Annotated in this window: 29 protein-coding genes and 1 tRNA gene; 3 read left to right on the top strand and 27 right to left on the bottom strand. The window is 43.0% G+C overall.

All coding sequences use genetic code 11. The features are described from left to right. Positions 1-71: 71 nt before the first annotated feature. From OIM59_RS09090 to OIM59_RS08960, 27 genes are all read right to left on the bottom strand, one after another. Positions 72-494 carry a hypothetical protein gene (locus OIM59_RS09090; protein WP_303896324.1) on the bottom strand — a complete coding sequence of 141 codons (423 nt, stop codon included), beginning with the start codon at positions 492-494 and terminating at the stop codon, positions 72-74. Next, positions 491-5,041 carry a tape measure protein gene (locus OIM59_RS09085; RefSeq protein ID WP_303896323.1) on the bottom strand — a complete coding sequence of 1,517 codons (4,551 nt, stop codon included), beginning with the start codon at positions 5,039-5,041 and terminating at the stop codon, positions 491-493. The genes OIM59_RS09090 and OIM59_RS09085 overlap by 4 nt, the downstream gene beginning before the upstream one ends. Positions 5,042-5,043: 2 nt before the next feature. Then, positions 5,044-5,205: a hypothetical protein gene (locus tag OIM59_RS09080; protein WP_181979077.1), complete on the bottom strand. Its 162-nt coding sequence runs from the start codon at positions 5,203-5,205 to the stop codon at positions 5,044-5,046. 35 nt (positions 5,206-5,240) lie between these two features. Beyond that, complete coding sequence (locus tag OIM59_RS09075; protein WP_303896313.1) at positions 5,241-5,624, bottom strand: hypothetical protein; 384 nt, start codon at positions 5,622-5,624, stop codon at positions 5,241-5,243. 81 nt (positions 5,625-5,705) lie between these two features. Then, complete coding sequence (locus OIM59_RS09070) at positions 5,706-6,257, bottom strand: hypothetical protein (protein WP_303896311.1); 552 nt, start codon at positions 6,255-6,257, stop codon at positions 5,706-5,708. Position 6,258: 1 nt separating this feature from the next. Next, a complete protein-coding gene (locus OIM59_RS09065) occupies positions 6,259-6,651 on the bottom strand; it encodes a hypothetical protein (RefSeq protein WP_303896309.1) in 393 nt (130 codons plus the stop codon). Beyond that, entirely contained in the window at positions 6,648-7,157 is a 510-nt protein-coding gene (locus OIM59_RS09060; protein WP_303896307.1) for a DUF2829 domain-containing protein, read from the bottom strand. Before OIM59_RS09060 ends, OIM59_RS09065 begins: the two co-directional genes overlap by 4 nt. After that, the gene (locus OIM59_RS09055) at positions 7,154-7,450 is read right to left on the bottom strand and encodes an HK97 gp10 family phage protein (RefSeq protein ID WP_303896306.1); all 297 of its coding nucleotides are present in this window, start codon (positions 7,448-7,450) and stop codon (positions 7,154-7,156) included. Before OIM59_RS09055 ends, OIM59_RS09060 begins: the two co-directional genes overlap by 4 nt. After that, complete coding sequence (locus OIM59_RS09050; RefSeq protein ID WP_303896304.1) at positions 7,441-7,764, bottom strand: hypothetical protein; 324 nt, start codon at positions 7,762-7,764, stop codon at positions 7,441-7,443. The genes OIM59_RS09055 and OIM59_RS09050 overlap by 10 nt, the downstream gene beginning before the upstream one ends. Further along, positions 7,761-8,075: a DUF6706 family protein gene (locus tag OIM59_RS09045; protein WP_303896302.1), complete on the bottom strand. Its 315-nt coding sequence runs from the start codon at positions 8,073-8,075 to the stop codon at positions 7,761-7,763. The genes OIM59_RS09050 and OIM59_RS09045 overlap by 4 nt, the downstream gene beginning before the upstream one ends. Beyond that, complete coding sequence (locus tag OIM59_RS09040; RefSeq protein ID WP_303896300.1) at positions 8,072-9,154, bottom strand: major capsid protein; 1,083 nt, start codon at positions 9,152-9,154, stop codon at positions 8,072-8,074. The genes OIM59_RS09045 and OIM59_RS09040 overlap by 4 nt, the downstream gene beginning before the upstream one ends. Positions 9,155-9,172: 18 nt before the next feature. Then, a complete protein-coding gene (locus OIM59_RS09035; RefSeq protein WP_303896298.1) occupies positions 9,173-10,069 on the bottom strand; it encodes a head fiber protein in 897 nt (298 codons plus the stop codon). Positions 10,070-10,072: 3 nt separating this feature from the next. Beyond that, a complete protein-coding gene (locus tag OIM59_RS09030; protein ID WP_303896296.1) occupies positions 10,073-10,729 on the bottom strand; it encodes a hypothetical protein in 657 nt (218 codons plus the stop codon). Between the two features lie 154 nt (positions 10,730-10,883). Further along, positions 10,884-11,288, bottom strand: coding sequence for a hypothetical protein (locus OIM59_RS09025; RefSeq protein ID WP_303896295.1), 405 nt, complete (start codon positions 11,286-11,288; stop codon positions 10,884-10,886). A 2-nt stretch (positions 11,289-11,290) separates the two neighbouring features. Beyond that, complete coding sequence (locus tag OIM59_RS09020; protein ID WP_303896293.1) at positions 11,291-11,683, bottom strand: antitoxin HicB; 393 nt, start codon at positions 11,681-11,683, stop codon at positions 11,291-11,293. 39 nt (positions 11,684-11,722) lie between these two features. Then, positions 11,723-11,911, bottom strand: a complete 189-nt coding sequence (locus OIM59_RS09015) for a type II toxin-antitoxin system HicA family toxin (protein ID WP_270711614.1) — start codon at positions 11,909-11,911, stop codon at positions 11,723-11,725. A gap of 189 nt (positions 11,912-12,100) precedes the next feature. Beyond that, the gene (locus OIM59_RS09010) at positions 12,101-13,612 is read right to left on the bottom strand and encodes a phage portal protein (RefSeq protein ID WP_303896290.1); all 1,512 of its coding nucleotides are present in this window, start codon (positions 13,610-13,612) and stop codon (positions 12,101-12,103) included. Between the two features lie 10 nt (positions 13,613-13,622). Beyond that, entirely contained in the window at positions 13,623-14,891 is a 1,269-nt protein-coding gene (locus OIM59_RS09005) for a PBSX family phage terminase large subunit (RefSeq protein ID WP_303896288.1), read from the bottom strand. Then, positions 14,888-15,397, bottom strand: coding sequence for a hypothetical protein (locus tag OIM59_RS09000; RefSeq protein ID WP_303896285.1), 510 nt, complete (start codon positions 15,395-15,397; stop codon positions 14,888-14,890). The genes OIM59_RS09005 and OIM59_RS09000 overlap by 4 nt, the downstream gene beginning before the upstream one ends. 268 nt (positions 15,398-15,665) lie before the next feature. Then, positions 15,666-16,406 carry a ParB/RepB/Spo0J family partition protein gene (locus OIM59_RS08995; RefSeq protein ID WP_303896283.1) on the bottom strand — a complete coding sequence of 247 codons (741 nt, stop codon included), beginning with the start codon at positions 16,404-16,406 and terminating at the stop codon, positions 15,666-15,668. 2 nt (positions 16,407-16,408) lie between these two features. Then, entirely contained in the window at positions 16,409-17,080 is a 672-nt protein-coding gene (locus OIM59_RS08990) for a phosphoadenosine phosphosulfate reductase family protein (RefSeq protein ID WP_303896282.1), read from the bottom strand. Between the two features lie 182 nt (positions 17,081-17,262). Continuing rightward, complete coding sequence (locus tag OIM59_RS08985; RefSeq protein ID WP_303896280.1) at positions 17,263-17,622, bottom strand: ASCH domain-containing protein; 360 nt, start codon at positions 17,620-17,622, stop codon at positions 17,263-17,265. Between the two features lie 24 nt (positions 17,623-17,646). Beyond that, a tRNA-Val gene (locus tag OIM59_RS08980) sits at positions 17,647-17,719 on the bottom strand. A gap of 68 nt (positions 17,720-17,787) precedes the next feature. After that, positions 17,788-18,000: a DUF3873 family protein gene (locus OIM59_RS08975; protein WP_303896279.1), complete on the bottom strand. Its 213-nt coding sequence runs from the start codon at positions 17,998-18,000 to the stop codon at positions 17,788-17,790. A gap of 12 nt (positions 18,001-18,012) precedes the next feature. Continuing rightward, entirely contained in the window at positions 18,013-18,216 is a 204-nt protein-coding gene (locus OIM59_RS08970) for a hypothetical protein (RefSeq protein ID WP_303896277.1), read from the bottom strand. A gap of 38 nt (positions 18,217-18,254) precedes the next feature. Continuing rightward, positions 18,255-18,896 carry a DUF3560 domain-containing protein gene (locus tag OIM59_RS08965; RefSeq protein ID WP_303896274.1) on the bottom strand — a complete coding sequence of 214 codons (642 nt, stop codon included), beginning with the start codon at positions 18,894-18,896 and terminating at the stop codon, positions 18,255-18,257. Positions 18,897-18,941: 45 nt separating this feature from the next. Continuing rightward, the gene (locus OIM59_RS08960) at positions 18,942-19,229 is read right to left on the bottom strand and encodes a hypothetical protein (RefSeq protein ID WP_303896272.1); all 288 of its coding nucleotides are present in this window, start codon (positions 19,227-19,229) and stop codon (positions 18,942-18,944) included. 190 nt (positions 19,230-19,419) lie between these two features. On the opposite strand from OIM59_RS08960, the gene OIM59_RS08955 reads away from it, so the two are divergent. The 3 genes from OIM59_RS08955 to OIM59_RS08945 are packed head-to-tail and all read left to right on the top strand — an operon-like array spanning position 19,420 to position 21,359. Beyond that, positions 19,420-19,674: a helix-turn-helix domain-containing protein gene (locus tag OIM59_RS08955; RefSeq protein ID WP_303896270.1), complete on the top strand. Its 255-nt coding sequence runs from the start codon at positions 19,420-19,422 to the stop codon at positions 19,672-19,674. Between the two features lie 3 nt (positions 19,675-19,677). Next, complete coding sequence (locus OIM59_RS08950) at positions 19,678-20,511, top strand: AbiJ-NTD4 domain-containing protein (RefSeq protein WP_303896268.1); 834 nt, start codon at positions 19,678-19,680, stop codon at positions 20,509-20,511. Then, positions 20,508-21,359, top strand: a complete 852-nt coding sequence (locus tag OIM59_RS08945) for a putative phage abortive infection protein (protein ID WP_303896266.1) — start codon at positions 20,508-20,510, stop codon at positions 21,357-21,359. The genes OIM59_RS08950 and OIM59_RS08945 overlap by 4 nt, the downstream gene beginning before the upstream one ends. Positions 21,360-21,363: the final 4 nt, after the last annotated feature.

Below are 21,363 nucleotides of genomic sequence, written 5' to 3'. Positions count from 1 at the left end.
AAAGTTCATAAATAGAAAATGGAAGCCCTAAAAATCAGGACTCCCATTTGAAACAATAACGGGAATGTTCGTTATTCGCTTCTGTCCATAGGATTCGGTTCTTCAAATTTACTTGAAATCTTGCCAAAACAGCGGTCCAGACTCAATCCATAAGAAACACTTTTACCCAGGTAAATCAGCTTGTAAACCTCATTTCCGAGTACCGGAACCTTTATATTCACTGCTCCTTTCTCCAGCTCTTTCTGAAAGGCTTTCTTCTTGATTCGGTAATCACTTTCCGAACTGCCTTCAATGGTGAACTGAAGAGTGATTTCGCGCGAATCCACTTTTGCGTTGTCTGTTATCACACGTTTGCCATGTTCCAGACGGCTTTCGTTCTCAATGTAGTCTTTCATTTCGTTGAACCCGTCGATGGCATCGAGGAAACTGTCTCCCATACGGGCGCCCCATGTTTCCAGTGCGTCTTTCCCATTGATAAATAAATCTCCTGTCATAGTCTTGCTGTATTACGTTTCACTTCGGCGATGTCAGTCTTTATATCTTTCAGGTATTTGGCTGAATCTTCTGTATTCTCTCTGATTTGCTGCAACTCCAGATAGGAATTGGCCAGAATGGTACGTGTTTCGTCGGCGATGTTGTACATTCCGGTAGCTTGTGCTGTTAAAGCACTGATGGAACCTCGCAGTTCCGTGATGGCCACCGTCTGTTGCTGCTCTGCTGCCTCTATTCGGAGATTGGACTCATACACGGCAGTGAACCGTCCGCTTAGTTCCCCGGCATCCTCGTGCGTCATTTCCGTACCGAATCCTCGGCTGGATGCCGACTGTTGCTCGGAAGAAGAACCTTCCCATCCCATAGCCTGCATGATGGCGTTCCGCTCAGCTAAGGCATCACTGACCATCTGGTCCCATTGTGATTTGAGATTGCTTTGTTCGGAGCTGGACAAAGTACCGTCCGTCATCGAGTTTGCAAAATTCTTGTACCATTCTTTCAATCGGTTTGCATAGGTATCTGACATCATGCTTTCCACCACAGCCTGCTGCATCATCTTCTCGAAATTTTCGGCGAAGTCTTCCGCATCCGATTCCATATCAAGTAGTTTGTCCTTGAATTCATCCCGGATAGTGTCAAACGAGGTGTCGGTCAGCTTTTCGCGGTAAGTGTCCTCCAGTTCATCGAGCTGCTTCCAGTATTCAATGTAGCTGTCCATATACTGCGAAGCGTTCTGATATCCATCGTCGGCGTATTGCTTGATTTTTGAGTAGAGGTCAGTGGCGTTGTTGGATACGTTGTACATCTGCTCACTGGTCAGGTTCCAGAAATCACCGGCATTTTTAACTGATACTCCTGCTGCATCACTGACACGTTTCCAGTCCTCGGCAGACATAGCGTCGTTGATTTTCTTATTACTTGAATGTGTACCACCGATTCCTAAGAAACCATTGCTGTATGCGGCGGCGGAACGTTGCATCATCTCTTTTGTATTGGACATCTGCTCCTCGATATTCTTCTTCTGTTGCTCGTAAAGTCCAGTTGCATCGGCAACAGCACTTTCGTCCATCTTCTCAGCCAGATTATCGAGAGAGGCTTTCAAATCTTGATTGGATATTGTCAGTTTTTCCAAATCGTTTTTCAAATAAGGGTCACTTTTCTTATTTCCGATAAGTCCAAAGGTCAATGTGTCCCATATTCCCCCAACGGCCCTAAAGACACTACCGAAAAGATTGTCAATAAACCCATCAAGCCCCTGCGTTCCGATGGCATCTAAAAGAGAAAATGCGGCTCCAATGATTCCACCAATCTTACTTCCTGCTTCTGTAAAAACATCAACAACATCACTGGCCAGACTTCCGATTTCAGAAAGGGACATCTCTGAGTTTGAACCAAGCTGGGTAATTACATTCGACAAAGCGATAAGGTTGCTTGTTGTTTTGTCCGTTGACTTCTGCACATTGGTCTGAGCGTTCTGCTGTCTCTTCTGGGCATCGTTCAGCTTTTTTGTAGCAGCTTCCTTCTGTGCATCTGTTCCGCTTCTCATGGCTTCGTTGTATTCCTCCTGGGCTTGTGACAGTTCTTCCTGAGCCTTGGCCAGTTCGCTTAACTGTTCGGGTAGGTCGGCCAGCAATCCGCCTTTGTCGATGAGGGTTGACTGGATGTTGTTCAACGCCTCGTCAATGACCTTCTTTTGGTCAACGGCCATGTTCTTGTATTCATCCGAGTTCTTGAAGTCTCTAAGCTGCTGCTTTACTTTATTCAAGGACTCTTTGGAGACCTTTTCCAAATCACCGAACACAAGTTCCCAGTTAATACCCTGTTTCAGTTTTTCAAGATCAAGGGAGGAGAGTGCCTTTTCCATTTCTTTCTGGAGTATGTCCTTGTCTCCCTGAGTAGTGGCCTCTGATATTTTACGGTTGTACTCATCGGTGATAGCCTGTCTTTTTTGCATGAACGTGCCGTAGTTTTTCAGGTAGCGTTCGTTGGCCTCGATTGCAGCCTGATTTTCGGTATCCGTAATTGCGGCCAGACCTTTTTCACGTGACTGCATGGCATTAGACGCACGATTCCCTAATACTTCCCGCTGTTCAGACGTAAGCTTTCCACCTTGTGCATCTTCCCATTTTTTGCGTTGCTTCTTAATTTCGTCGATTTCTTTCTGGTAATCCAGCTCAATCTGTCTACGCTTCTTTTCAGAACCTTCTTCCATCAGGTTGATTTCATCCTGCTGATTAGCTCTTATGAGTTGTAGAAGTTCATCGGAAAGATTTTGCTGGCTATCTACTACCTTCTTGTTTCCTGATTTATGGCTGACACCGGTAAGTGTCTCCAAGGTCTTTTCTGCACTCTGCAACTCTTGTTCCTTTGCCTTAATAGCAGATTCTACAGTCTTACCAGCCTCTGCCTGCAATTTCCCGCTACGAAGGTCGGCTATCTCTTTTTTGAGTGTATTGATACGCTTTGTGGCATTTTCTACTTCTTTGGATATTGTAGATTGTGGGGATTCTTTTTTTTCGGATAAAGACGATTCTTCAATCTCTTTTTCCAAAGCATTAATAGCAGAAATAGTTTCATCTAATGCTTCCTTTGCCTTATTTGCTTTTTTTTCTGCACTGCTTCTTTCTTGTGCTGTATACAGCTGTAATCTCGCTCCAGATTCGCCATAAAACTCTCCAAGTGGATTTTCTTTCTTTACTCTCTCAAAGTTTTCTTGACTTGATTTATAGTCTTTTTCTTGAACACGTTTCTTTCTGTATAACTCCTCCAGCTCTTCCTGAGCAGCTTTCATCCGTATCTGCTTTTCCAGTTGCGTCAGATAGGATTTAATGGCCTCGGTGTTGTTATTTATTAATTTACCCTCTTCATCAAGACTGGCATTGTAAGATGGGATGATGGCCTGCAAATCAGACAAGGCTTTCTTCTTCTGGTCAAGGGACGAAGTTTCACTTTTCAATACGCCGGACAACCTGTCAACCGTTGCTGCCTGCTTGGAAAATTCCTCATCGGCCTTTTTGTTCACCGAATTAAGCGTCTCCTGTGCTACAGTGGCTTCATTGGTTCTCTTGGTGTACATATAAATAGCCGTACCGATTCCTACCAGCGTTGCCAACAAGGTGACATATACATTGGATTTTGAAGCGACATTGAAAGCCTGCTGTGCAGCGGTGGCCAGTCCCAATTCCTTTCTGTACATACCTATCAGACGGATACTTTCAACGAACCCGACCGCCTTCTGCGCTACGGCTGCGGTAATCAACGCGGCCTTGTACGTTCCGTAAGCTGCAATCAGTCCGCCCATAATAGACAATACATCATCAAGACTTTCCACCAAGTCCTCGGCTGTACCGATGCCAAACTCAAAAACTTCCTTATACTTGTTCCCGAACTCATTCATTTTCTGGAAGAGGGTATCTTCGATATTCGACAGTCGCTGGGGCCACGTTCCGGCGGAACTTTCCATAAGGTTGGCAAACTTTCCTCCCTCGGATGTCATGTTTTTGAAGGCCTGTTCAACTTCCTTAAATCCGACCTTCCCTTCCTTCACAAGTTCACCTACCTGGTCTTTGGAAACTCCTAATACCTTGGCCAGTTCTTCGTAGATTGGAATACCTCGTCCGGCGAACTGACGGATATCTACAGTCATGGCCCGTCCTTGTGTTCTCAATGTTCCATACAGATAAATAAGCTGTCCGATAGGAATCTGCAATCCGGAAGCCACATCTCCAAGCATGGAAAGTTCATTCACGACATTATCGGCCGAGGAACCGTATGCCAGAAGCTGTTTTGCTCCGGTCGCTACATCGTCAAGATTGAATGGTGTTTTGGCCGCGAACTGGACAATATCGGCGATGAGCTGGTCCGCTTTTGATTTGTCCTGAAGGATGGTTGAAAGAGCTACCTGTAACTGCTGCATCTTTCCGGTTGCTTCAATCACATCGGAGCCGAATTTCTTTATTGCCACCAATCCACCGATTTCAACGGCTGTACGCTTTAAAGAATCCGTCAGGGATTTTACTATCTCATCAGCGTTGTTAGTCCCACTGGAAAAATCCTTGTACTCTCTTGTAAGTTTCCTCACTTCGAGCCTGTTTCTGGCCTGCTGGTCCTGTAATTCGCCAAGGGAATATCTCTGCTCGTTCAAGGCTGCTTTAGCTCGGTTCAGTTCAGCTAATTTAGCTTTTGAATTAGGAGAATACTTACCCATCTTTGAATATTCATCAGACAGCCGTCTGACATCATCCTGCGTATCACGGATGATTTTCCTTTGTTTGATGATTTCCTCTGTCAGTTCATCGGAGGCCTTTGACGCGGAATTGAGTTTTTTCTTAAGGTCATTCTCCATCACAGCACCAGCCTTGGCCGCTTCTGTCACCAGCCCCATCATCTGTTGGCGAGCAGATGCCAGTTGAGTTTCCAAAGCCTTGGCGGCTGCGGGGGATTTGTTCACGTCCATCTTTTTGAGTTGGGCTTCCAGCTTCTCACATTCCTTCCTCAGACGGATAACCTCATCATAATCTGAACTGACTTTAAAATATAGTGTAGCCATATCTATTTCTTGTTCCTTCTTCTGCGCGAAGCCATGTCCTTACCCTTTACCTTTGTAACCTTGGTCCCGGTAACGGTATGGAGCTTGTCACGCTGCATTAATACTAAATTCCTGTATGGTATCTCATAGACCACTTCCCGGTATGACAGATGCAGATTTTCCATGAACGACGCTATCTGTCCCAATAGAGTATCATTTCCTACAACCTCGGTTTCGCTGCCAGCAGGCTTACGTTCCTCGCCAAGCTGACAGCTTTGAGAAAAACCTTTGAATCAATCATAGAGAGTGCTTCGTCCAATGCGTTCACATTCTCTTCGTATGTTCCTTTTGCCAGTTCTTCGCTCAAACTTTCGTCACCAGCTATCAGCCAGGAGAGAGCCTTGCTGTAAGCCTCGCTTTCTCCCAAGGAGAGCAGAACGTCTTTCAAATTATCTGCTTCTTGTACGTCTGACAGATGGGAGATTGCCCCGGCCAGTTTTTGGACAGTAGGAGGGTAGACCGTGTAGGCTATCCCGGCGACAAACACCGTCCTGAAATCACTTCCGATAATGGATTCTGATACTATTTTCGCTCCTTGATTCATTCTGATAAAATAAAAATTAAGGGGTGAAGCCATAAAGCCCACCCCTGTTATGGAATTCAATCTCTACCTATTGGATAGGCATTAAGCACCTGCTGTTACTTCAGATGAGTCAAACCAGTATTCCGAAGAAATTGCCGAATTTTTCGGCTCTAACTCCACAGCACTGACGGGAAGTCCGATAGCCTTATCGGTAGTAGCTTCGCGGGCCCCGATGTCAGCACGTGGAATGACGCAATACTGGTCGTCTTCGGTCAGGGAAACAATCAGTTTTTCGATGTTCACCTTACCTCTTGCACGTTTCCAACCCTTGTCGGTGTTGATAACATCACCTCCCATGAGGTCTTTCTTCGTCGGATAGTCGTATTCACCAATCGTAAAGTTGACAGTCACATCGCCCATCTCCTTATCACTGCGATAAGTCTGGCCAGTAAGCTGGTTCTTGTAGTTCGTTCGGCTCGCTTCCGCTTCTTCGAGCGTCCACGTATCCTGGTGGATATTCTTTACCTCTTTCAAGGTTTCGCCCTGCAAAAGAGTGTACAAAGCCTTTCCGGTCAAATCTTCTGCTATAGCACTTGTTTCGCCATACCAAAGTTTCTTGATGTTTGTGGCGGTGATTTTCTTTGCTTCTGCCATATTATTTCACATTTAAAACTTCAAATAAAATTCTTACATTCACATAATGACACTTTAAGGCTGTGTCCTCCTCTGTTCCGATTGTGTCGATGGAATAATGATAGGTAGTACCGTCGTAACGTCCGGTTACGCCGTCAAACAGCTTCTGGGCCTGTTTCTCCAACTCGTTCAGCCGGATGGTGTTGGCTTCGCCTTCTTTCAGGTCTGGAACGCAAAGGTTCACCTCTACGAAAGACTTCTTCCAGTACGTTCCTGGCTGTTGTTTCTTTGCGTGAATGACAATCCTTTCGGATTTCAATTCGCCTGTCAGCTTCTTGCCATGGGGAACGATTTCAATACCGAAAGGCTGGCAATCACGGTAAAGTATGTTCGCTATGTCGGTGGTTACTATCATTGTACAATCTCCCAATCTTCTGCAAATACATCACTGATGGATGGCACCCACGAGTCTGCACGTCCGGTATTCTCGTTGTAGATAAGGCACTGGCTTGTGTAGTCAATGAAGCCCTTTCCCTTCAGAATAAGGTCTTTGGCTGATTGTGGAAGCGACTGCATTTTTGGAATGACATCGCTATCAATATGCGCCGGAACTTGCTTTACGACAAACAATCCTTTTCCGTTCCATCCTGTTCTTCGGATAGCACCTCCTTGCTTTAGCACTTCGATTGCGTCTCCAAACGTCATGTTTTTGCGTTCATCATCAACCTGTCGATATGCTTCTTCAAATGTTTTTGCAGGTGTCCAGCCCTCGCGACCATCTTCATTTACAAGATATCCTGGTTCATTTCCTCCGTGCATTTCTCCGTCAAAAACATACGGATTGCGTCCTGTTATTGCAATATACTCGCCTAATGTCATAGGCATTGCTTCTACTTGTTTTGTTCCAATGTATTTCCTCATTTTATTTCCTCCTTCAATCGTTTCTCAGCAAACAGGACTGCGCCAGTCAGGACTTCGTAGCCTTTAGATTCCACGAACGAGGCGTATTCAGCTTCATTCCTTAACTCCAATCCATTATCCTGAACTGAATACTTGTTTGACTTACGGAGCGTTCCGGTCCGGTTCTGATAACTACCGTTCTTTACAGCATAATCGACAGCTTCCTTTCCGACCTTATCCTCAACGGCTTTCACTTCGGCATAACCTTGGTCGAAAAAGCTATCAACGTCCGAGAAATCAAACTTTACAGCCATATTTCTGAGTAACCAAAATAATTCGTATTCTTTACCATGTAAACCTTGCCAGTTCCCCGGATATTCTCACCGTCCATACATCTGATTTCATCACCAGCCTTCAGAGAGATTTTCTTCTCACAAACTACGTGATAGTTCGGTCGGTACACCTCGCCGTTCTCCGAAGTAAACTCCTTGGTGGAGTTATCATCACACCGGCACTTGCACACGTCCTGCCAGCTTTCCCCACCGGTACCGGGAATGGGCCGTCCAAACTCGTCTGCGTCCATTGGAGTGATGACTTTAACCTGTAATGTATGCGGAGCGAATATCATAGGAATCTGACTTTAGGTTTATCTGACAGAGTGTCTTCAAGACCGTACTTCTTGCACAAGAAAGAATAATATTCCTTCAATCCCTGAGTATTCCAGGACATAGAGAAACCGTTCTCGCTGATGGAAGTGGCACGGAGTAATAGAGAGGGGATGAACTTCGCCATTGCCACCGACACAAGTCCGATGTTTGACGGGCCCATCTCATCCTCTCCGCTTATCCCTGAAGACAGACTTATCTCCAAAAGGTCAGCATCCGACAAGTTAATGCCGAAGGTCTGAAACTTCTGTGATATGTAGTCGTTTACTGTCATGCGTTCATGGTTGTCAAATCGAAGTTCACAATCAGGTTCGGATTTGTAATCTGCGGAATCCACTCAGCCGTGTATTCCAGATAACGTCCGTTCTTGTCCTTGTAACCGGAGATAAGCATATCACCATCTGCCTTGTTGTAATTACGTCCCGGTACGCCATCCACGGCTTCATACGGAGTGTGGAAGCGCATGTAACCAACCTTATCCTGCGGAAGCAAGGTGATACGGTCGTCTGAGTAAATCTGCACGTTCTTTCCGGTCTGGTCTTTCACGTAATCTTCCTTAATCTCAATGGCCGGAAGTCCGATGCCGGTAAAGACTGAGGAAGCCAGTTGAGAGGTAATCAATCCAGTTGACATATACATTTCGTTACTGGTAAGCTGCATCTTGAACTTATCGCCAAATTCAGCTGAGCCGATAATATTCTTCACGAAAGTTCCACGTGACATAATCATCTTCTGGAAATTACCGTAGTCCGCTTTAAGTGCATTAATCTGCTGCTGCAAATAGGTAATGAAGTTCGTCTTCGCACCAGCTTCTGGCTTAATAAACTTGAACGGCAATTCAATGTTGAGAAGGTCAACACCTCCGGCATTGTCGTCCTTGTTCTTGACTGTTGCTGCTCCTGTCATCAAGAGTGAACCTACGATAATATCCATACGTTTATGAGCTGCCAAAAGCACCTGACGGTAATCGTCGTAAATGAAGTTCACGATTTCCTGCATGGCTGCTACCTGGTCGGCAGGTTTAGCTGCATTGTACTTGTCAATCAAGTCCTGCAAATCAGACAAACGGTCAATGGAAATCTGGTAAGCATCACCAAGATAAGCGATTTCCCCATAACCTGAACCGATGTTTCGGCGTTCACGGATAGGCTTCTCTCCGTAGCGTGAGTTGATGGAACCGGCCATCACGCCAGTAACCTGACCTATGTAGTCCTTGAACACACGGGTAGTCGTTCTTCGGAAATCGAGGTACTGCTGCCAGTAGATTGTATCCTTACGGGTCTGAAGGACGCGCTGGATGACGGCGTTAACGATGTTGGGGTCGTTAAACAGAGTATGAATAGTTAGCATCATATATTAGTCCTCCTTTCTTTATTTGCTTGCGATAATACCTGCAGCTCTCAATGATGCTAGAAGAGCATTAATTTTATCCTTCTCATCACCACCTGCTGCATCATCAACTTTTGCACCCTGCTTTACCAATCCCAAAGTACTTGAGTTAGCTGCCTGATAGGTAGTATTATTGTCTGTCCAAGGTACTTCTACATACGCCTTTCCACCTTCCAATGCTACTGGATATTTCTTTCCGCTTTGAGAGAATCCCAACTGAATACCTCCCATCACAGAATCAGAAGCTTCTGGCAGTTCATACGAAACACCATCCGGGGATTGCACGCCTGCAGCGTTGAACTGGAAATGCGGCATGTTAGCCTTATCAATGTCAGAGAAAGGCATAGCCAACTTAGTAGGCTCAATCTCGAATGCGCGCATCAAAAGAGCAACTAATACAATGCCTTCTTCTACTTGTACTCTTCCGTACAAAGCTGAGTTAGCAACTACCTTTGGAGTAGTACCGCTTACAACTGTAGCTTCATAGAGTACAGTACCAGCTTCCACTGTTTCGCCAAAGTCGGCAGCCAACGTCAACTTATCGAAAGCTTTGTTTGATTTGTCAATACTGTTGATGGTAGCTCCATGAGAACCATTACCCAGATGCATACCCACATAAGCCAAAGAGTTTTTCTTGATTTTCAATGTGGTATTGGAACCGGTGGTAAACTTTTCATAGACTTCTACACGGATAGCCACCTGAGCGGTCTTCTTCACCAAGTCGGCGGCAATCGGTGTAAAGGATGGAAGAAACGAACCAGCGACAAGGTTGGCCGTATCCAGCTTGTAAGGGCCTCTACGTCTTACACCGGTAGAAACGTCATATCGTTCCTCGATGGATGGTTCAGGCTCAATGTTGTACTTAAATCCTGCTGACATAAATTACTTTTTTTGTTGTTCGACAATAGATTTTGTGTCCGCCTCAATCATTTTGGCGAACTCACTCGCTTCTTTCTCCTGCTTCTGTTCGGCAGTCTCAGGAGCTTTGGAAAACTGAAAACCATTGTTAGACATATCCTGCTTCATGTCCTTGAAATAGGTATCCAAGTCCGTGTTCTCAGGAATGTTGCGGTCTTTCAGCATAAATTCTGGAATACCGTACTTCTTCGCCACTGCTGAAATCTGAGAATTGCGCTGCGCCTGCGCTTCATTTTCCTCCATTTTGGCCAGTTTTTCGGCAAACGGCTTGATTCCAGCGGCAATGCCATCGGCAATCATCTTTGCGATGTCCGTTTCCTGCGGCTTAGGAGGGTCGTTTGGTTTCGGTGGTTCTGGTTTCGGATTCTCGATTGGTCTCCCGTCTTTCAGTCCATGCTTCTTCTCGTAGTTTGAAACAGCGGATGTCTGTGCCTGTCCTGCACGGAAATCACCATAGTTTTGCATCACGTCCTGAAAAGAGATACCCTCAACGATGGAGGTCACCTTCGTTTCGTCCGTTACACCCTCTGCCTTTTTGGTGGCGATACGGGTAAGAGTGGCAGTGTCCACCCCAGCGAATTTCTGTTGCAGTCCTGCCAAGATTTGTTCAAAAATTGTCATACCGTATGAGTTTGATTAATAATTTCATACGGTAAATTTACTTATAGAGAAAGGGAAGGGGAAATTTTAAGGGTAACGATACGAAACAATTAAGAGAATGTTCGTTTTTAGGCAAAAAGAAAGCGTGACTACCAGAGTAATCACGCTGATTTATTTATAATATAATATTTAATTCATTTCCTGTTAAATCGTAATAAAGATTTTGGAGTTCATGAACATATGAAATTATACGAGTAGAACGCATCACTTTAAAACCTAAATCACCTTCCCCATCAATTAAAAACATTAACACTCTACCATCTATAAAGCCTATAGCTAAATTGTTTTTTAAATCCAATGCATAATACCGATTTTTTACATATTCAAAACCAGAGTTAACAAGAATATCTTCTGTTAATTGTATAGGTTCTACTAATGTTTTGTAACAAGGATTTCCTCTTTGTTTTTCCAGCGATACATAATTTTCCTGAATCGAAAAAACTTTTTTTTGAGTTTTATTACCATTTGAATCTACTTTATAAACCCAATTTCCTAAACGAAGCTCTTTTGTATTTATCATAATCACAACAAATTTATAGCTGCCAGCTCCTCTGTCAGTTCATTAATGCCTTTCTGAATCTTCTCCAACTGCTGTTTACGGGGTTTATGTACTCCAGCCGCATAATGCCACAACTGGCGCTCATTGATTCCGGTTATCCGGCTCAATGCCGCTTTGGTAAAGATACTGCTGTAATAATTGATGAAGGTGGCCGCGTCTATTTTGAACTTCAAGGTGAACTCTCCTTTGAGAACCTCACAAGGGTTCAGGTTGTCCTCCAGATACAAGCCTATGGCTTCCTTCATGTTCTCCTCAATTTCTCTTATGTTATTACCGACAGTAATAACCGGAGCACCTTCAATGTAAGCACTGAGATTATTCCCAGCATGTTCGACAATCACTTCTACAGTTCTCATATTGACCTCCATTTTATAATTTAAGAAAAGAGGCCGGGGCTATTTTAGCCCCGCTTGCCTCATAATGCTGTAATAAGTGCCTTTCTCAACGCCTTTCTTTCCATGATTCGGAACGACTACCGTTATTCCATCTTTCTCAAACTTCATGTGGCTGCCCTTCTGGCTCTTTAGAATGAAGCCGTTGTCAAGCAACATAGTTACAACCTCTTTAACTGATTTGTAACTCATAGCGTTTCTGACTTTATTACTTTGCAAATATAGTAAAATAACGAATAATGGCAAAGAAAATCTATTCATGTTTTTACTATAACAGAAAATAGCGATACCTCGAAAGATACCGCTATTCAATTAGTCAATATTTTAGATTTTCATTCGTCTGTTTTGTATATTGCCCGTAATTTTTCTGACTGAATTATCCTATTCTTCAGATTTGTTACTGGAACTTTTGAGAGAGGAAAGCTGTCTCTGTTTCTCAATGTCGTTCTTCTGCTTCTCTGCCTGTTCTTCCTTGATGGCTTCAATCTCGTCCATAACAGCATCAACGTTTCCTACAAAGGTGATGGCTCGTTTCTGTGACCAAATTTCTCCGTCCTTGGCCTTGATGGCGGTGTCTATCTTGTCTTTGAGGTTCTCCAGCTTATATGGCTGCATCTGCACATCCACGTCGATGGTCTCAGAGGCCGCTTCGAGTGTTGAATTCACGGAACCCAATGCGGAAACAAGAAAATTCACACGCCGTTGCATGAACTCGCCGACTGTTTCATTTAGGTTTTCTACATTCAGGTGGGTAGACATAAACACATAGTCAAAACTCACACCGGATACGGCGTTTCCTGTACCTTTCAGGGAGTCAAAAGAGATTCTGGGTGTATTGGTCAGTCCGTATATCTGGCTCAGCAAGGTTTCCACCTCGAACTTGACGGTATCTGGCACCTGAGACCAAGTAAGGTACTGGGCATTTGCTCCCTGCCCGGTCAGCTCGACCACACGGTTCTTGAACTCACCGGAGAAATTCTCCACGTTACCAAAAAGCATGAGGATAGGGAAGAAGTGGTAGTCGATACAGTCCGCATAACTTGACAGGAGTTTCTCCAGTCTTACACGGAGACTCTTTATCTTTTCACAGTATGCTTCCGGACGGTACATATAAATCACAGGCATCTTCTTGAACCCATGAGCAAATGAACCTTTGTCTGACCAGCTGCTCGTCAGCTCCCACTGGTAAACCATATCCTTGGTAATGGTCATGAAACAGGTTATCTCCACGTCATTCAGGTCTTTCTTCTTGTATTCACGGGACAGGGCCACCAAATCCCCCTGGTCATTGAAGAAAGGGTAGAGCTTGTCGCCACGGAACGGGGACCAGATGGCACTCTTCAGACGGTATTCAGGCTTTGACTTGCCGAAGATTCCTGAAATCTTGCGCTTGAGCTTGGCCCAGAAACCATCATCCCTAACCACATACCAGTATTCGGCCACTTCCTGCTCGGCCAGCCATGCCCGGACGACCTTCTTGTTCTGGTATTTCAATTTGTTCTTCTTGAATACCTGCTTCAAGGCAGAAAGAAGGCTTTCCTCCGACTGGTCCGGCTGGCAATCAAGAACCGGTTCCGTCCCCACGGTGAAGGCCGTCTGAATGTTCACGATGTCCTGCTCGATAGGAAGTGCAATCCGGTTCGGGTCAACTTCCTTCTTTACCGCCGGCTCGATATATTCTTTCCCGTTTGTCGGGTCTGTAATCCGTTTTTCAGGCTGGGTAGTGATTTTGATTTTAGGGTATTTCTCTTCATCTATCACTATCTCGTGCTTGTTCGGATTCCAGTCGTTGTAAAGAGCGTGAGCGTTTGGTTGCTCGGTCTTTCGTCCCTTCTTCAGATAGTAGATTTTTCTCTCTACTTCCGGCATAGCTAAAATTTCTTCTAAAGTCATATTTCAAAGTTTAATGTCCAAATATTCCTGAAACATCTTTCGGTTTCATAATCCTTCCCAGAAGTTCTCCCAGCACATAATAGCGTGCAGCGTCAATACCGTGGTTATCATGATCTTCCGGCTCGTTGATGTAGTTTCCGTCCTTATCCTTTGCCCAGACATAATTTCTGTACTCCCTCTGCAGGTTGTAGGAGCGTCTGGTGATAAAGATTTCCATCCCTTGCATCTTGTCAAGACCTGCATTGACAGAACCTTGTCCTTTCTCTACTGGATAAATCTTGATACCTCCATTGTGGATTTCCTGAATGAGTCGTGGGTCTGCACTGTCGGCAATCACTCTGAGATTCCAAGGTCGCAAAGTCTTTATGATGTCTCCCGAAAGCAGTCCGGTTCTATAATCCAATTCATCCAGATACAGTGCATTGTCTATGATTCCACATCGGATAGCCGCTGTGGGGTCATTGGTATAACCAAAATCCAGCCCGATAGCCACCTTCTTGCACCACATGGGGAACTCATCCACGATACCCCATTTCTTGAACACAGCACCTTCGGCCACGTCTGCCCATCGGCCGATAACCACATGGGCGTACTTCTCCGGATTCTTCTCCTTCATTTCCTTGACTTCTCTCAGGAACTCAGGAGAAAGATTCTCAATATTATCGAAGTAAGTCGTATGAATGTGGAGAACATTCGGATGAGTTGATATTTGAACCTGGACACCGTCAATCTCCACCAGCCGATGGGTATTTTCGATGTATTTCTTATAGATGAAATGATTGGAGTCACAGGGATTCATGATAATGATAATCCGGTTCTGGATTCCCTTTTTACGGATGGAGAGCATAATCTTGTCGAACTCTTCCTCACTGGTCCATTCCTCCGCCTCATCACAAACAAAGGTGGTGATACCCTGAATGGATTTCAGCTTGGCCGTCTGATTCCCGGAAGAAGTCTTTATACCCCGGAACATGATACGGCTGCCGGTCATCCGGTTTACGATATCCGTCTTGGTGGTCTTGAAATACTTCGTGGTTCCGTCCAGTTCTATCTTTTCCATCATTTCCGGAATAATAGACATGCCGGCAGATACCATCGTGTAACGGGTGTATAGAATCTGGTGGACAATCTTCTCCACCGGAGTCTGCTCAAAGGTCAGTCGTTCGATGAAGGTGGAAGCGTTGAAACTCTTTCCCGATCCACGGCCACCGGTGATGAGAATGATGAACTTCTCCCTGTCTGTGTATAACGGATGATATATCGTCTGGGGAACAATCATTTCAGCTTGTCTTTAATCCATGAGTCAATAGAAATTCCGTGGTCAATGTCCTTTGGAATATCGGCTTCCTCGTCCTGCCGGCGTTCAACCTTCCTCCATTCTTCGTCATGGTGATACAGCCAGACGGACATGGCCTGAAGGTTGGGAGCCAGTTCGCTTTCACTTACCTGAAGTTCTTCTTCGCCGGTCAGATTCCCGTCCTGGTCTTTCAGCTTCCTGACTACAGTACTCTTGGTCTTGATACCGCCCAAAGCCATCGCAAGGAACTTCGCACGCACAGCGGCCGTGATGGTCGCACGCCCGCGCGCTAATACTTCGCATAATTCAGAGTGCTCATTCTTCTTCTCGCAGAATGTCTGGGGGCATAACCCTAAAGCAAAAGCGATTTCTCTGTCTGTGAATCCCTTCTTGGCATACATCTCCACCTGAGAGAGAAACTCCTCACTCTTGTAGTCAAATTTCGGCTTTCGTCCTGTATGTTTGCTTTTTTGAGATTCACTTTTCATAACCAAATCATCCGTTATTGTTACCCATATAAATGCGGCGAGAAACAGGCTTGTTGCCATAGATATCAATTCCTCTCTTTGAGAAATAACTGTCTATTCTCGCTGCATATCTTTCCATTATAGACCTCGTTCTGTCTCTTATACTTCTTTGCCTGTCTGTACCAAGCCCGTATTGCCTTCCAGCGTTGTACATTATTCGTCTTGACTGTTGATACAGCTGGCTATATGTTTTCCTTCTAACTCGGCATACCTCCTATATTTTAGATTCTCATTCAATTCTTTCTATCTGCTCATCGAATACCTCTCCCTTGATAAACTTGGAGTAGGGGTCGTAACCAAATCTCTCGCAGAAGGCCGCTTTGGCCTCAAACGTATCGAAAGAAAGCATCAAGTAAGCATCCATGTCCTGTGCCTGCTTCTGAACGGCATCCTTTACCTGCTGCTTGACTTCCTTCATGTGGGCCACCTTCTCGGCTCTTTCCATCTGCCTGGCGGCTTTCTCGGCTTCTTTCTGTTCAGTTACCGGTGCCATCATATCCTCCAAAGCTTCCGCGATGGAACTTTCTTCTTCTGTCTGTAGGAGGAAATCACAGCCAATAATATTCAGGTCGGCAGCCGTTAGTCCCGCATCCTGATAATCAATGTCCGGAACTAATCGGGCCAAAGCGTCATAGTCCCATGAACCCTGTGCGTTTGGATTGTTCATCAGGATATTCAACTCTTTCTCCTGCTTTTCGTCTACATCAATCACATCTACACGGAGTCTATAATCGTTCTCAGGATACTTCTGAAGCTCGTCCATCACGCTAAGGCGCTGGTGGCCGGACACGACAGTAAGTCCGGTCCGCTTGTTGACTACTATTCCGCCGACAAGTCCGAACTTCTTGATACCCCGCTTCAACGTCTTTCTGGCTTCCTCAGAAAGCTTGCGGGGATTATAATCAGCGAAGTGAATGGCGGAACGGTTAAGTTCCACCGATTCACTCTTTATGTACTTGTTCAGTTCCATACCTATTGCTTTCGTTTATGTTCCCAAAGTATTCTCTCAGCCATTGGGAACACCTTGTAAATTCTCTGTAAATCCTGCGTGTAGTTCTTTTCTAGCCATAACATGCAATCCAGATTGAATCCAACACCAGAACTGGCCTTCAGCGAATACCTGACAGGCTCCGGCAGCCCGTTCTGCTTCATGTATGACAGGATGTCTTTCTGCGTCCAGTCTGCTAAAGGGTAGCACATACCGTTGTTCTCGTATCCGTTGGATTCATAGCCTTTCAGCATAAGACGGCGGTTCATGCCGTCGGCCTTCTTCATGCCCAAGAACGTATAGTAAAGTCCGTATCTTAGCTGCATGGCCTTCACCACATCTGCCAGTTTTAAAAGTTTCACTTTCGGGTTTGGCACGCAATACAAACCACCACGAAGAATGTAGGTAAGGTTCCAGTGAGGCACCTGAACAAACTCTATCCTCGGATATTTGGCTTTTACCCATCCAATCCATCTTTCGATGTGCTCTAAACCTTTGACAAAGTACATGAACACGCAGACTATCCTTTCAAACTTCGGATAAATCATGTCCAGTAAGACCAAAGAATCCTTACCCAAGGACAGAAACAGCAAAACCCCGTCAGTCTTCTGTCTGACGAGGTCAATATAGCTGTATGTCCTTTCTTGCAGTGTCATTATCCGCCACTCATACCAAGTCCTGTGCGGACGTTATAATACTGCTGGCGACGGGTGATATATCTACCACCCTGAGAGGTTCTACCTGTATTCGGGTCTGTCAATCCAGTACGGCCCCCACGGTAGTTGCTCGTTGAAAATGTACTTCTGTTTGTTCTGACTCAACAACAAGTTTTAAAGGGTTAAACATGCTTTTCCATCACTCGGCCAAGGTCATAAACGACCTGTGCGGCCAGGTATATCTCACCTTGATAGGTGTATTCTATAAGATTGTGATTCTCATCTTCAAACAGTTCTATCTTTGCACCTTTGACTTCTACCAGTGCGCTGGCCCTGTCTTTATTGTAGCCTACAAAGAACTGGATTGCATCGTAACGCTTAGGCTGCAAAACACCGTCTTTCTCGACACAATACCCGTCAGCGTCAAGCTGGCAGTATTTCTTCTGGGTTGTAGGTCTGATTTCTCTGAATTCTTGTGTTTTCTTGCCCGACAAGATTTCGTCAAAGAACTTCTGTTTGATGATAAGCGTAAGTATTTCCATAATCGTGTAACTTTTAAATGTTAGTTGCGGGTGATGGATTCGAACCACCGGCCTTCACCAAGTCAAAGTGACGAGCTGCCCACTGCTCTAACCCGCGATGGTATCTATACAAAGATACCCCATTATGAAGACAATTTTGAAGAACAATTCAACGCATACGAAACATTATGCTAAATGTTTGCTTTTTAGCCATGCATCACGTTTTTCCCTACACTTTTCCAGTGTTGGGGCACAGCAAGAAAACAACTCACCTGAATCTGTTTTGTAATCGTACTGATACATTTTTACTCTTTTACCTCTTAATTTGGTAGTATAAGTGCAATAGTTCTCGCTACCGGGTTGACATATACTGCAACCATTTACGTTTATTGATTTCATATCTATCCTAAATTATCCGTTTACAACTTCTGGTATTTTATAGTAGTCACTCTTTGACGCTCTGCCTTCGGTCAACCAGCCTATACCTACCCAGCATTTTATTTCACCATCATGAATCACTCTATAACCTGCATCCACAACCACTTTGGGCGGATTTACGCTCATTTTTATGCTTCTTACATCTGATGCTTTAACCGTTAACTTTTCTCTTTTCATAACCATCTTAAATAGTGGTAGCCCGAAGGCTACCGGGTTTATAACCAAAGTTTCTTTGCCAAATCAAAATTCTTTTGAGCTTCGTTTACCGCTTTCTTTGCATACGTCAAAGAGTATGAGTGCTCACGTGGATATTTGCCGGATTTCAGCCCCTCATGATACTCTTTAGCTGCTGCTAACTTATGCTCATAATAGTCCACGCTTTCAGGCATTGAAAGATTTATGGTGTCAGCCTTGTTTGCCCAATACTTGGCTATTCTTTCATGTTCTTTGACTTTCTCGTCAAACTCTACGCTCTTTCCCATATTATTCCAGGCATCTTCAATGGCTTTTCTGTGTCGTCTTTCGCTATGATGGCCGATTTTAATAGGTTCACCTAGCGAGAGAAAATCACTGTCTTTGTTTGATGCTTTGAAGTATTCTTCACTCTTTCGTTCTGCAATGGCGGCCCAATCCAATCGGCGTTCTGCTTTTCGCTTTGCCCATTCTTGAACGTTAAAGCCATCAGCACGAACGATCGAATAATAGTAGAAGCCATCACGTTCAAATATCAGATTAAACACTATACTTTCATTTTCTTTGCCGTATTTGGTGGTTACAAGAATGGCATCACCTTTTTCATGCTTTTCATCACATTTTGCAAGAAATACGTTCGGACAAAATTTGTAATATGTATTCATAATCGTGTGTGGGATTATGCAGGGCATAAGCCCTGCTGGTTAAACTTACTTGTGTGATTCTCTAAAATCAAGTTCTACAATTTTGTGGTACTTGTTTATGTCATACAGACCAGTAGCGCACCCCATACCTGATGCAAGTCTTACGGCTTCTTCTAACGCCATCATCACATCTGCACTTGCATCTATAGCTTCATTCTTAGCTTTCTCATACTCACGTGCATTAACTGTTGTTTCTTGAACCTTTTCAGCTTCTTGCACTCTTTTGAGAGATTCATTGATAATTCTGATTTGAGCCTTGATTTCTTTAATGTATTCACTGCTAATAGTATTCATAATCGTATGTGTTTAAATTGTTATTCAAATTATATTTTGATTTTCTGATTGCAAATATCAAACTTTATTTTGAATAAACAAAACTTTTAGAAGAAATTTTTCAAATTATTTTTTGATATTATTCTTTGATATATCTACCTATAATTTGAAAAATGTTTCTATATTTGCATCAAACTATAATTTGAATAATATGCTACGAGTACAAGAAATCTGTAAGGAGCAGGGAATAACCATGCAGGATTTAGCAAAGAAGATGGGAGTTACTTACCAGGCGTTATATGCAGCCGTTTCCGGCAATCCTACTATCGGGAAATTGAGAGATATAGCTAAGGCTCTAGGAGTTAATGTTGTCGATTTGTTTAATGAAGAAAGGGAAGACAATAGTTTTATAACATGCCCTCATTGTGGAAAGAAAATAAAAATAAAAATTGAGAAAGGAGAATAAACTATGGCACTATTTTCTGAAAGATATGGTTACACCAAACCATCAGATGTAATTATTAGGGAAAGAATTACACCGGAGATAAAAAATGCGATTCTAACATGTTATGATATTTTAAAAGAAAGACTAAATAGCGTTGATTGTCTTTTTATATATCTCAACTTAGATGAATATATTTGGACAAATTTCCTAAATATGCGTAAATCTGAGTGGACTATTTACATTGATATAATATCTAAATACATAAAAAACGAACGAAATGAATGGTTTAAAAAACTAGACCTTATTGAAATTTGTATTAAATACCTATATTTTAATGGTAAAAAAGATTCAGGAATTTCTATTTCATCCGATATTTTTGTTGGCGAATTGAACCGTAATTTTAGACGTTTAAATTTTGCATATAGGATTGTAAACAAGGAAATTGTAGAAATCACATCAGAAGAAGAAATTAAAGAAATAGAAACTGCATTAAGTACAAGTAAGGATAATATCAAGATACATTTAAATAATGCGTTGGAATTGTATTCTAAAAAGCCAGTGGCTGATTATAGAAATTCCATAAAGGAATCCATATCTGCAGTTGAAGCTATCTCCCGAAATATAACTGGGGAAAATGTACTTAACTTTAAAAAGATGGAGGAAAAAGGAGTCGTTGTCCCTACCGTTTTGAGGAAAGCGTTTGAATGTCTTTATGGATACACCAATGACAAAACTACAGGTATTCGTCATGCACTGATGGATGATACCAATGCTCCTCAGGCAGAAGAAGCATTATTCATGCTTGTGTCTTGTAGTGCTTTTATCAATTACCTAAATAAAAAATCAAATAGTATATGAAAAACAAAACTTTTACCAAAGATTTTTGGATATACTTAGTGGGTTTTCTAATAATCATCGGTGGAATATGTTACCTACCTACATATTTTACAGAATCTGAACGTTATTATTTCTATAAAGAAACTGGTACCATCGGTGATACTATTGGAGGAACAATGGGACCATTCGTCGCGATAGCAGCGGCTATACTTACTTTTCTTGCTTTTTGGGTACAATTTAAAGCTAATGAGCAGCAAAGAAAAGATATTGCATTAGAACGATTTGAAAGTAACTTATTTCAGCTTATTCAAATCCAAGAAGATATAACTAATAACTTGCAATTCTTGGCTTATGACAATAGTAATTTATTGAATAAAGTAAAAATATCAGGCAGACAAATATTCAAAGCTTTATATGAAGAAAAAGACACTCCTTTGTGGGGAATCAAAGATGATATTAAAGAAAAAGGAATAATTTCATATGAAGAAGATAAAGATATTGGGATCTTAGACCATTATTTTAGACACCTATATCGAGTATTTAAATTTATTGACGAAGCTCCAATTTTTACAAATGACAAAAATAAAAAATATGATTATGCATGCATTATGAGAGCTAGTCTATCACAATATGAACTTATTATGTTATTTTACAATTGCCTATCAAGTAATGGCAGAGAAAAGTTTAAACCTCTAATTGAAAAATATGCAATATTCAATAATCTTCGAGTTGAATTATTGGCAACAGATAGAGAGAAAGAATTATATGTTTCAAAATTTCAAGATGATTATGCTTTTTCTAAAGATGAAAATAGAGATATGAGTAATGAATATAAAAAGGGAGCATTTGTATTTAATGAAAATGAATAATAAT

Source organism: Bacteroides mediterraneensis (genome assembly GCF_025993685.1).
Classification (GTDB): Bacteria; Bacteroidota; Bacteroidia; order Bacteroidales; family Bacteroidaceae; genus Phocaeicola; species Phocaeicola mediterraneensis_A.
This window is presented reverse-complemented; position numbering and strand designations above follow the sequence as displayed.

Coding starts and splice junctions, on each gene's coding strand:
- OIM59_RS08950 (WP_303896268.1), top strand. CDS start 19,678: ATGGCACTATTTTCTGAAAGATATGGTTACACCAAACCATCAGATGTA.
- OIM59_RS09075 (WP_303896313.1), bottom strand. CDS start 5,624: ATGAATCAAGGAGCGAAAATAGTATCAGAATCCATTATCGGAAGTGAT.
- OIM59_RS09085 (WP_303896323.1), bottom strand. CDS start 5,041: ATGGCTACACTATATTTTAAAGTCAGTTCAGATTATGATGAGGTTATC.
- OIM59_RS09090 (WP_303896324.1), bottom strand. CDS start 494: ATGACAGGAGATTTATTTATCAATGGGAAAGACGCACTGGAAACATGG.
- OIM59_RS09010 (WP_303896290.1), bottom strand. CDS start 13,612: ATGACTTTAGAAGAAATTTTAGCTATGCCGGAAGTAGAGAGAAAAATC.
- OIM59_RS09070 (WP_303896311.1), bottom strand. CDS start 6,257: ATGGCAGAAGCAAAGAAAATCACCGCCACAAACATCAAGAAACTTTGG.
- OIM59_RS09040 (WP_303896300.1), bottom strand. CDS start 9,154: ATGATGCTAACTATTCATACTCTGTTTAACGACCCCAACATCGTTAAC.
- OIM59_RS09080 (WP_181979077.1), bottom strand. CDS start 5,205: ATGGAAAATCTGCATCTGTCATACCGGGAAGTGGTCTATGAGATACCA.
- OIM59_RS09005 (WP_303896288.1), bottom strand. CDS start 14,891: ATGATTGTTCCCCAGACGATATATCATCCGTTATACACAGACAGGGAG.
- OIM59_RS09055 (WP_303896306.1), bottom strand. CDS start 7,450: ATGGCTGTAAAGTTTGATTTCTCGGACGTTGATAGCTTTTTCGACCAA.
- OIM59_RS09035 (WP_303896298.1), bottom strand. CDS start 10,069: ATGTCAGCAGGATTTAAGTACAACATTGAGCCTGAACCATCCATCGAG.
- OIM59_RS08960 (WP_303896272.1), bottom strand. CDS start 19,229: ATGAATACTATTAGCAGTGAATACATTAAAGAAATCAAGGCTCAAATC.
- OIM59_RS09015 (WP_270711614.1), bottom strand. CDS start 11,911: ATGAGTTACAAATCAGTTAAAGAGGTTGTAACTATGTTGCTTGACAAC.
- OIM59_RS08975 (WP_303896279.1), bottom strand. CDS start 18,000: ATGAAATCAATAAACGTAAATGGTTGCAGTATATGTCAACCCGGTAGC.
- OIM59_RS08985 (WP_303896280.1), bottom strand. CDS start 17,622: ATGGAAATACTTACGCTTATCATCAAACAGAAGTTCTTTGACGAAATC.
- OIM59_RS09060 (WP_303896307.1), bottom strand. CDS start 7,157: ATGAGGAAATACATTGGAACAAAACAAGTAGAAGCAATGCCTATGACA.
- OIM59_RS08970 (WP_303896277.1), bottom strand. CDS start 18,216: ATGAAAAGAGAAAAGTTAACGGTTAAAGCATCAGATGTAAGAAGCATA.
- OIM59_RS09025 (WP_303896295.1), bottom strand. CDS start 11,288: ATGATAAATACAAAAGAGCTTCGTTTAGGAAATTGGGTTTATAAAGTA.
- OIM59_RS09050 (WP_303896304.1), bottom strand. CDS start 7,764: ATGATATTCGCTCCGCATACATTACAGGTTAAAGTCATCACTCCAATG.
- OIM59_RS09065 (WP_303896309.1), bottom strand. CDS start 6,651: ATGATAGTAACCACCGACATAGCGAACATACTTTACCGTGATTGCCAG.
- OIM59_RS08965 (WP_303896274.1), bottom strand. CDS start 18,896: ATGAATACATATTACAAATTTTGTCCGAACGTATTTCTTGCAAAATGT.
- OIM59_RS09030 (WP_303896296.1), bottom strand. CDS start 10,729: ATGACAATTTTTGAACAAATCTTGGCAGGACTGCAACAGAAATTCGCT.
- OIM59_RS09020 (WP_303896293.1), bottom strand. CDS start 11,683: ATGAGAACTGTAGAAGTGATTGTCGAACATGCTGGGAATAATCTCAGT.
- OIM59_RS08945 (WP_303896266.1), top strand. CDS start 20,508: ATGAAAAACAAAACTTTTACCAAAGATTTTTGGATATACTTAGTGGGT.
- OIM59_RS09000 (WP_303896285.1), bottom strand. CDS start 15,397: ATGAAAAGTGAATCTCAAAAAAGCAAACATACAGGACGAAAGCCGAAA.
- OIM59_RS09045 (WP_303896302.1), bottom strand. CDS start 8,075: ATGACAGTAAACGACTACATATCACAGAAGTTTCAGACCTTCGGCATT.
- OIM59_RS08995 (WP_303896283.1), bottom strand. CDS start 16,406: ATGGAACTGAACAAGTACATAAAGAGTGAATCGGTGGAACTTAACCGT.
- OIM59_RS08955 (WP_303896270.1), top strand. CDS start 19,420: ATGCTACGAGTACAAGAAATCTGTAAGGAGCAGGGAATAACCATGCAG.
- OIM59_RS08990 (WP_303896282.1), bottom strand. CDS start 17,080: ATGACACTGCAAGAAAGGACATACAGCTATATTGACCTCGTCAGACAG.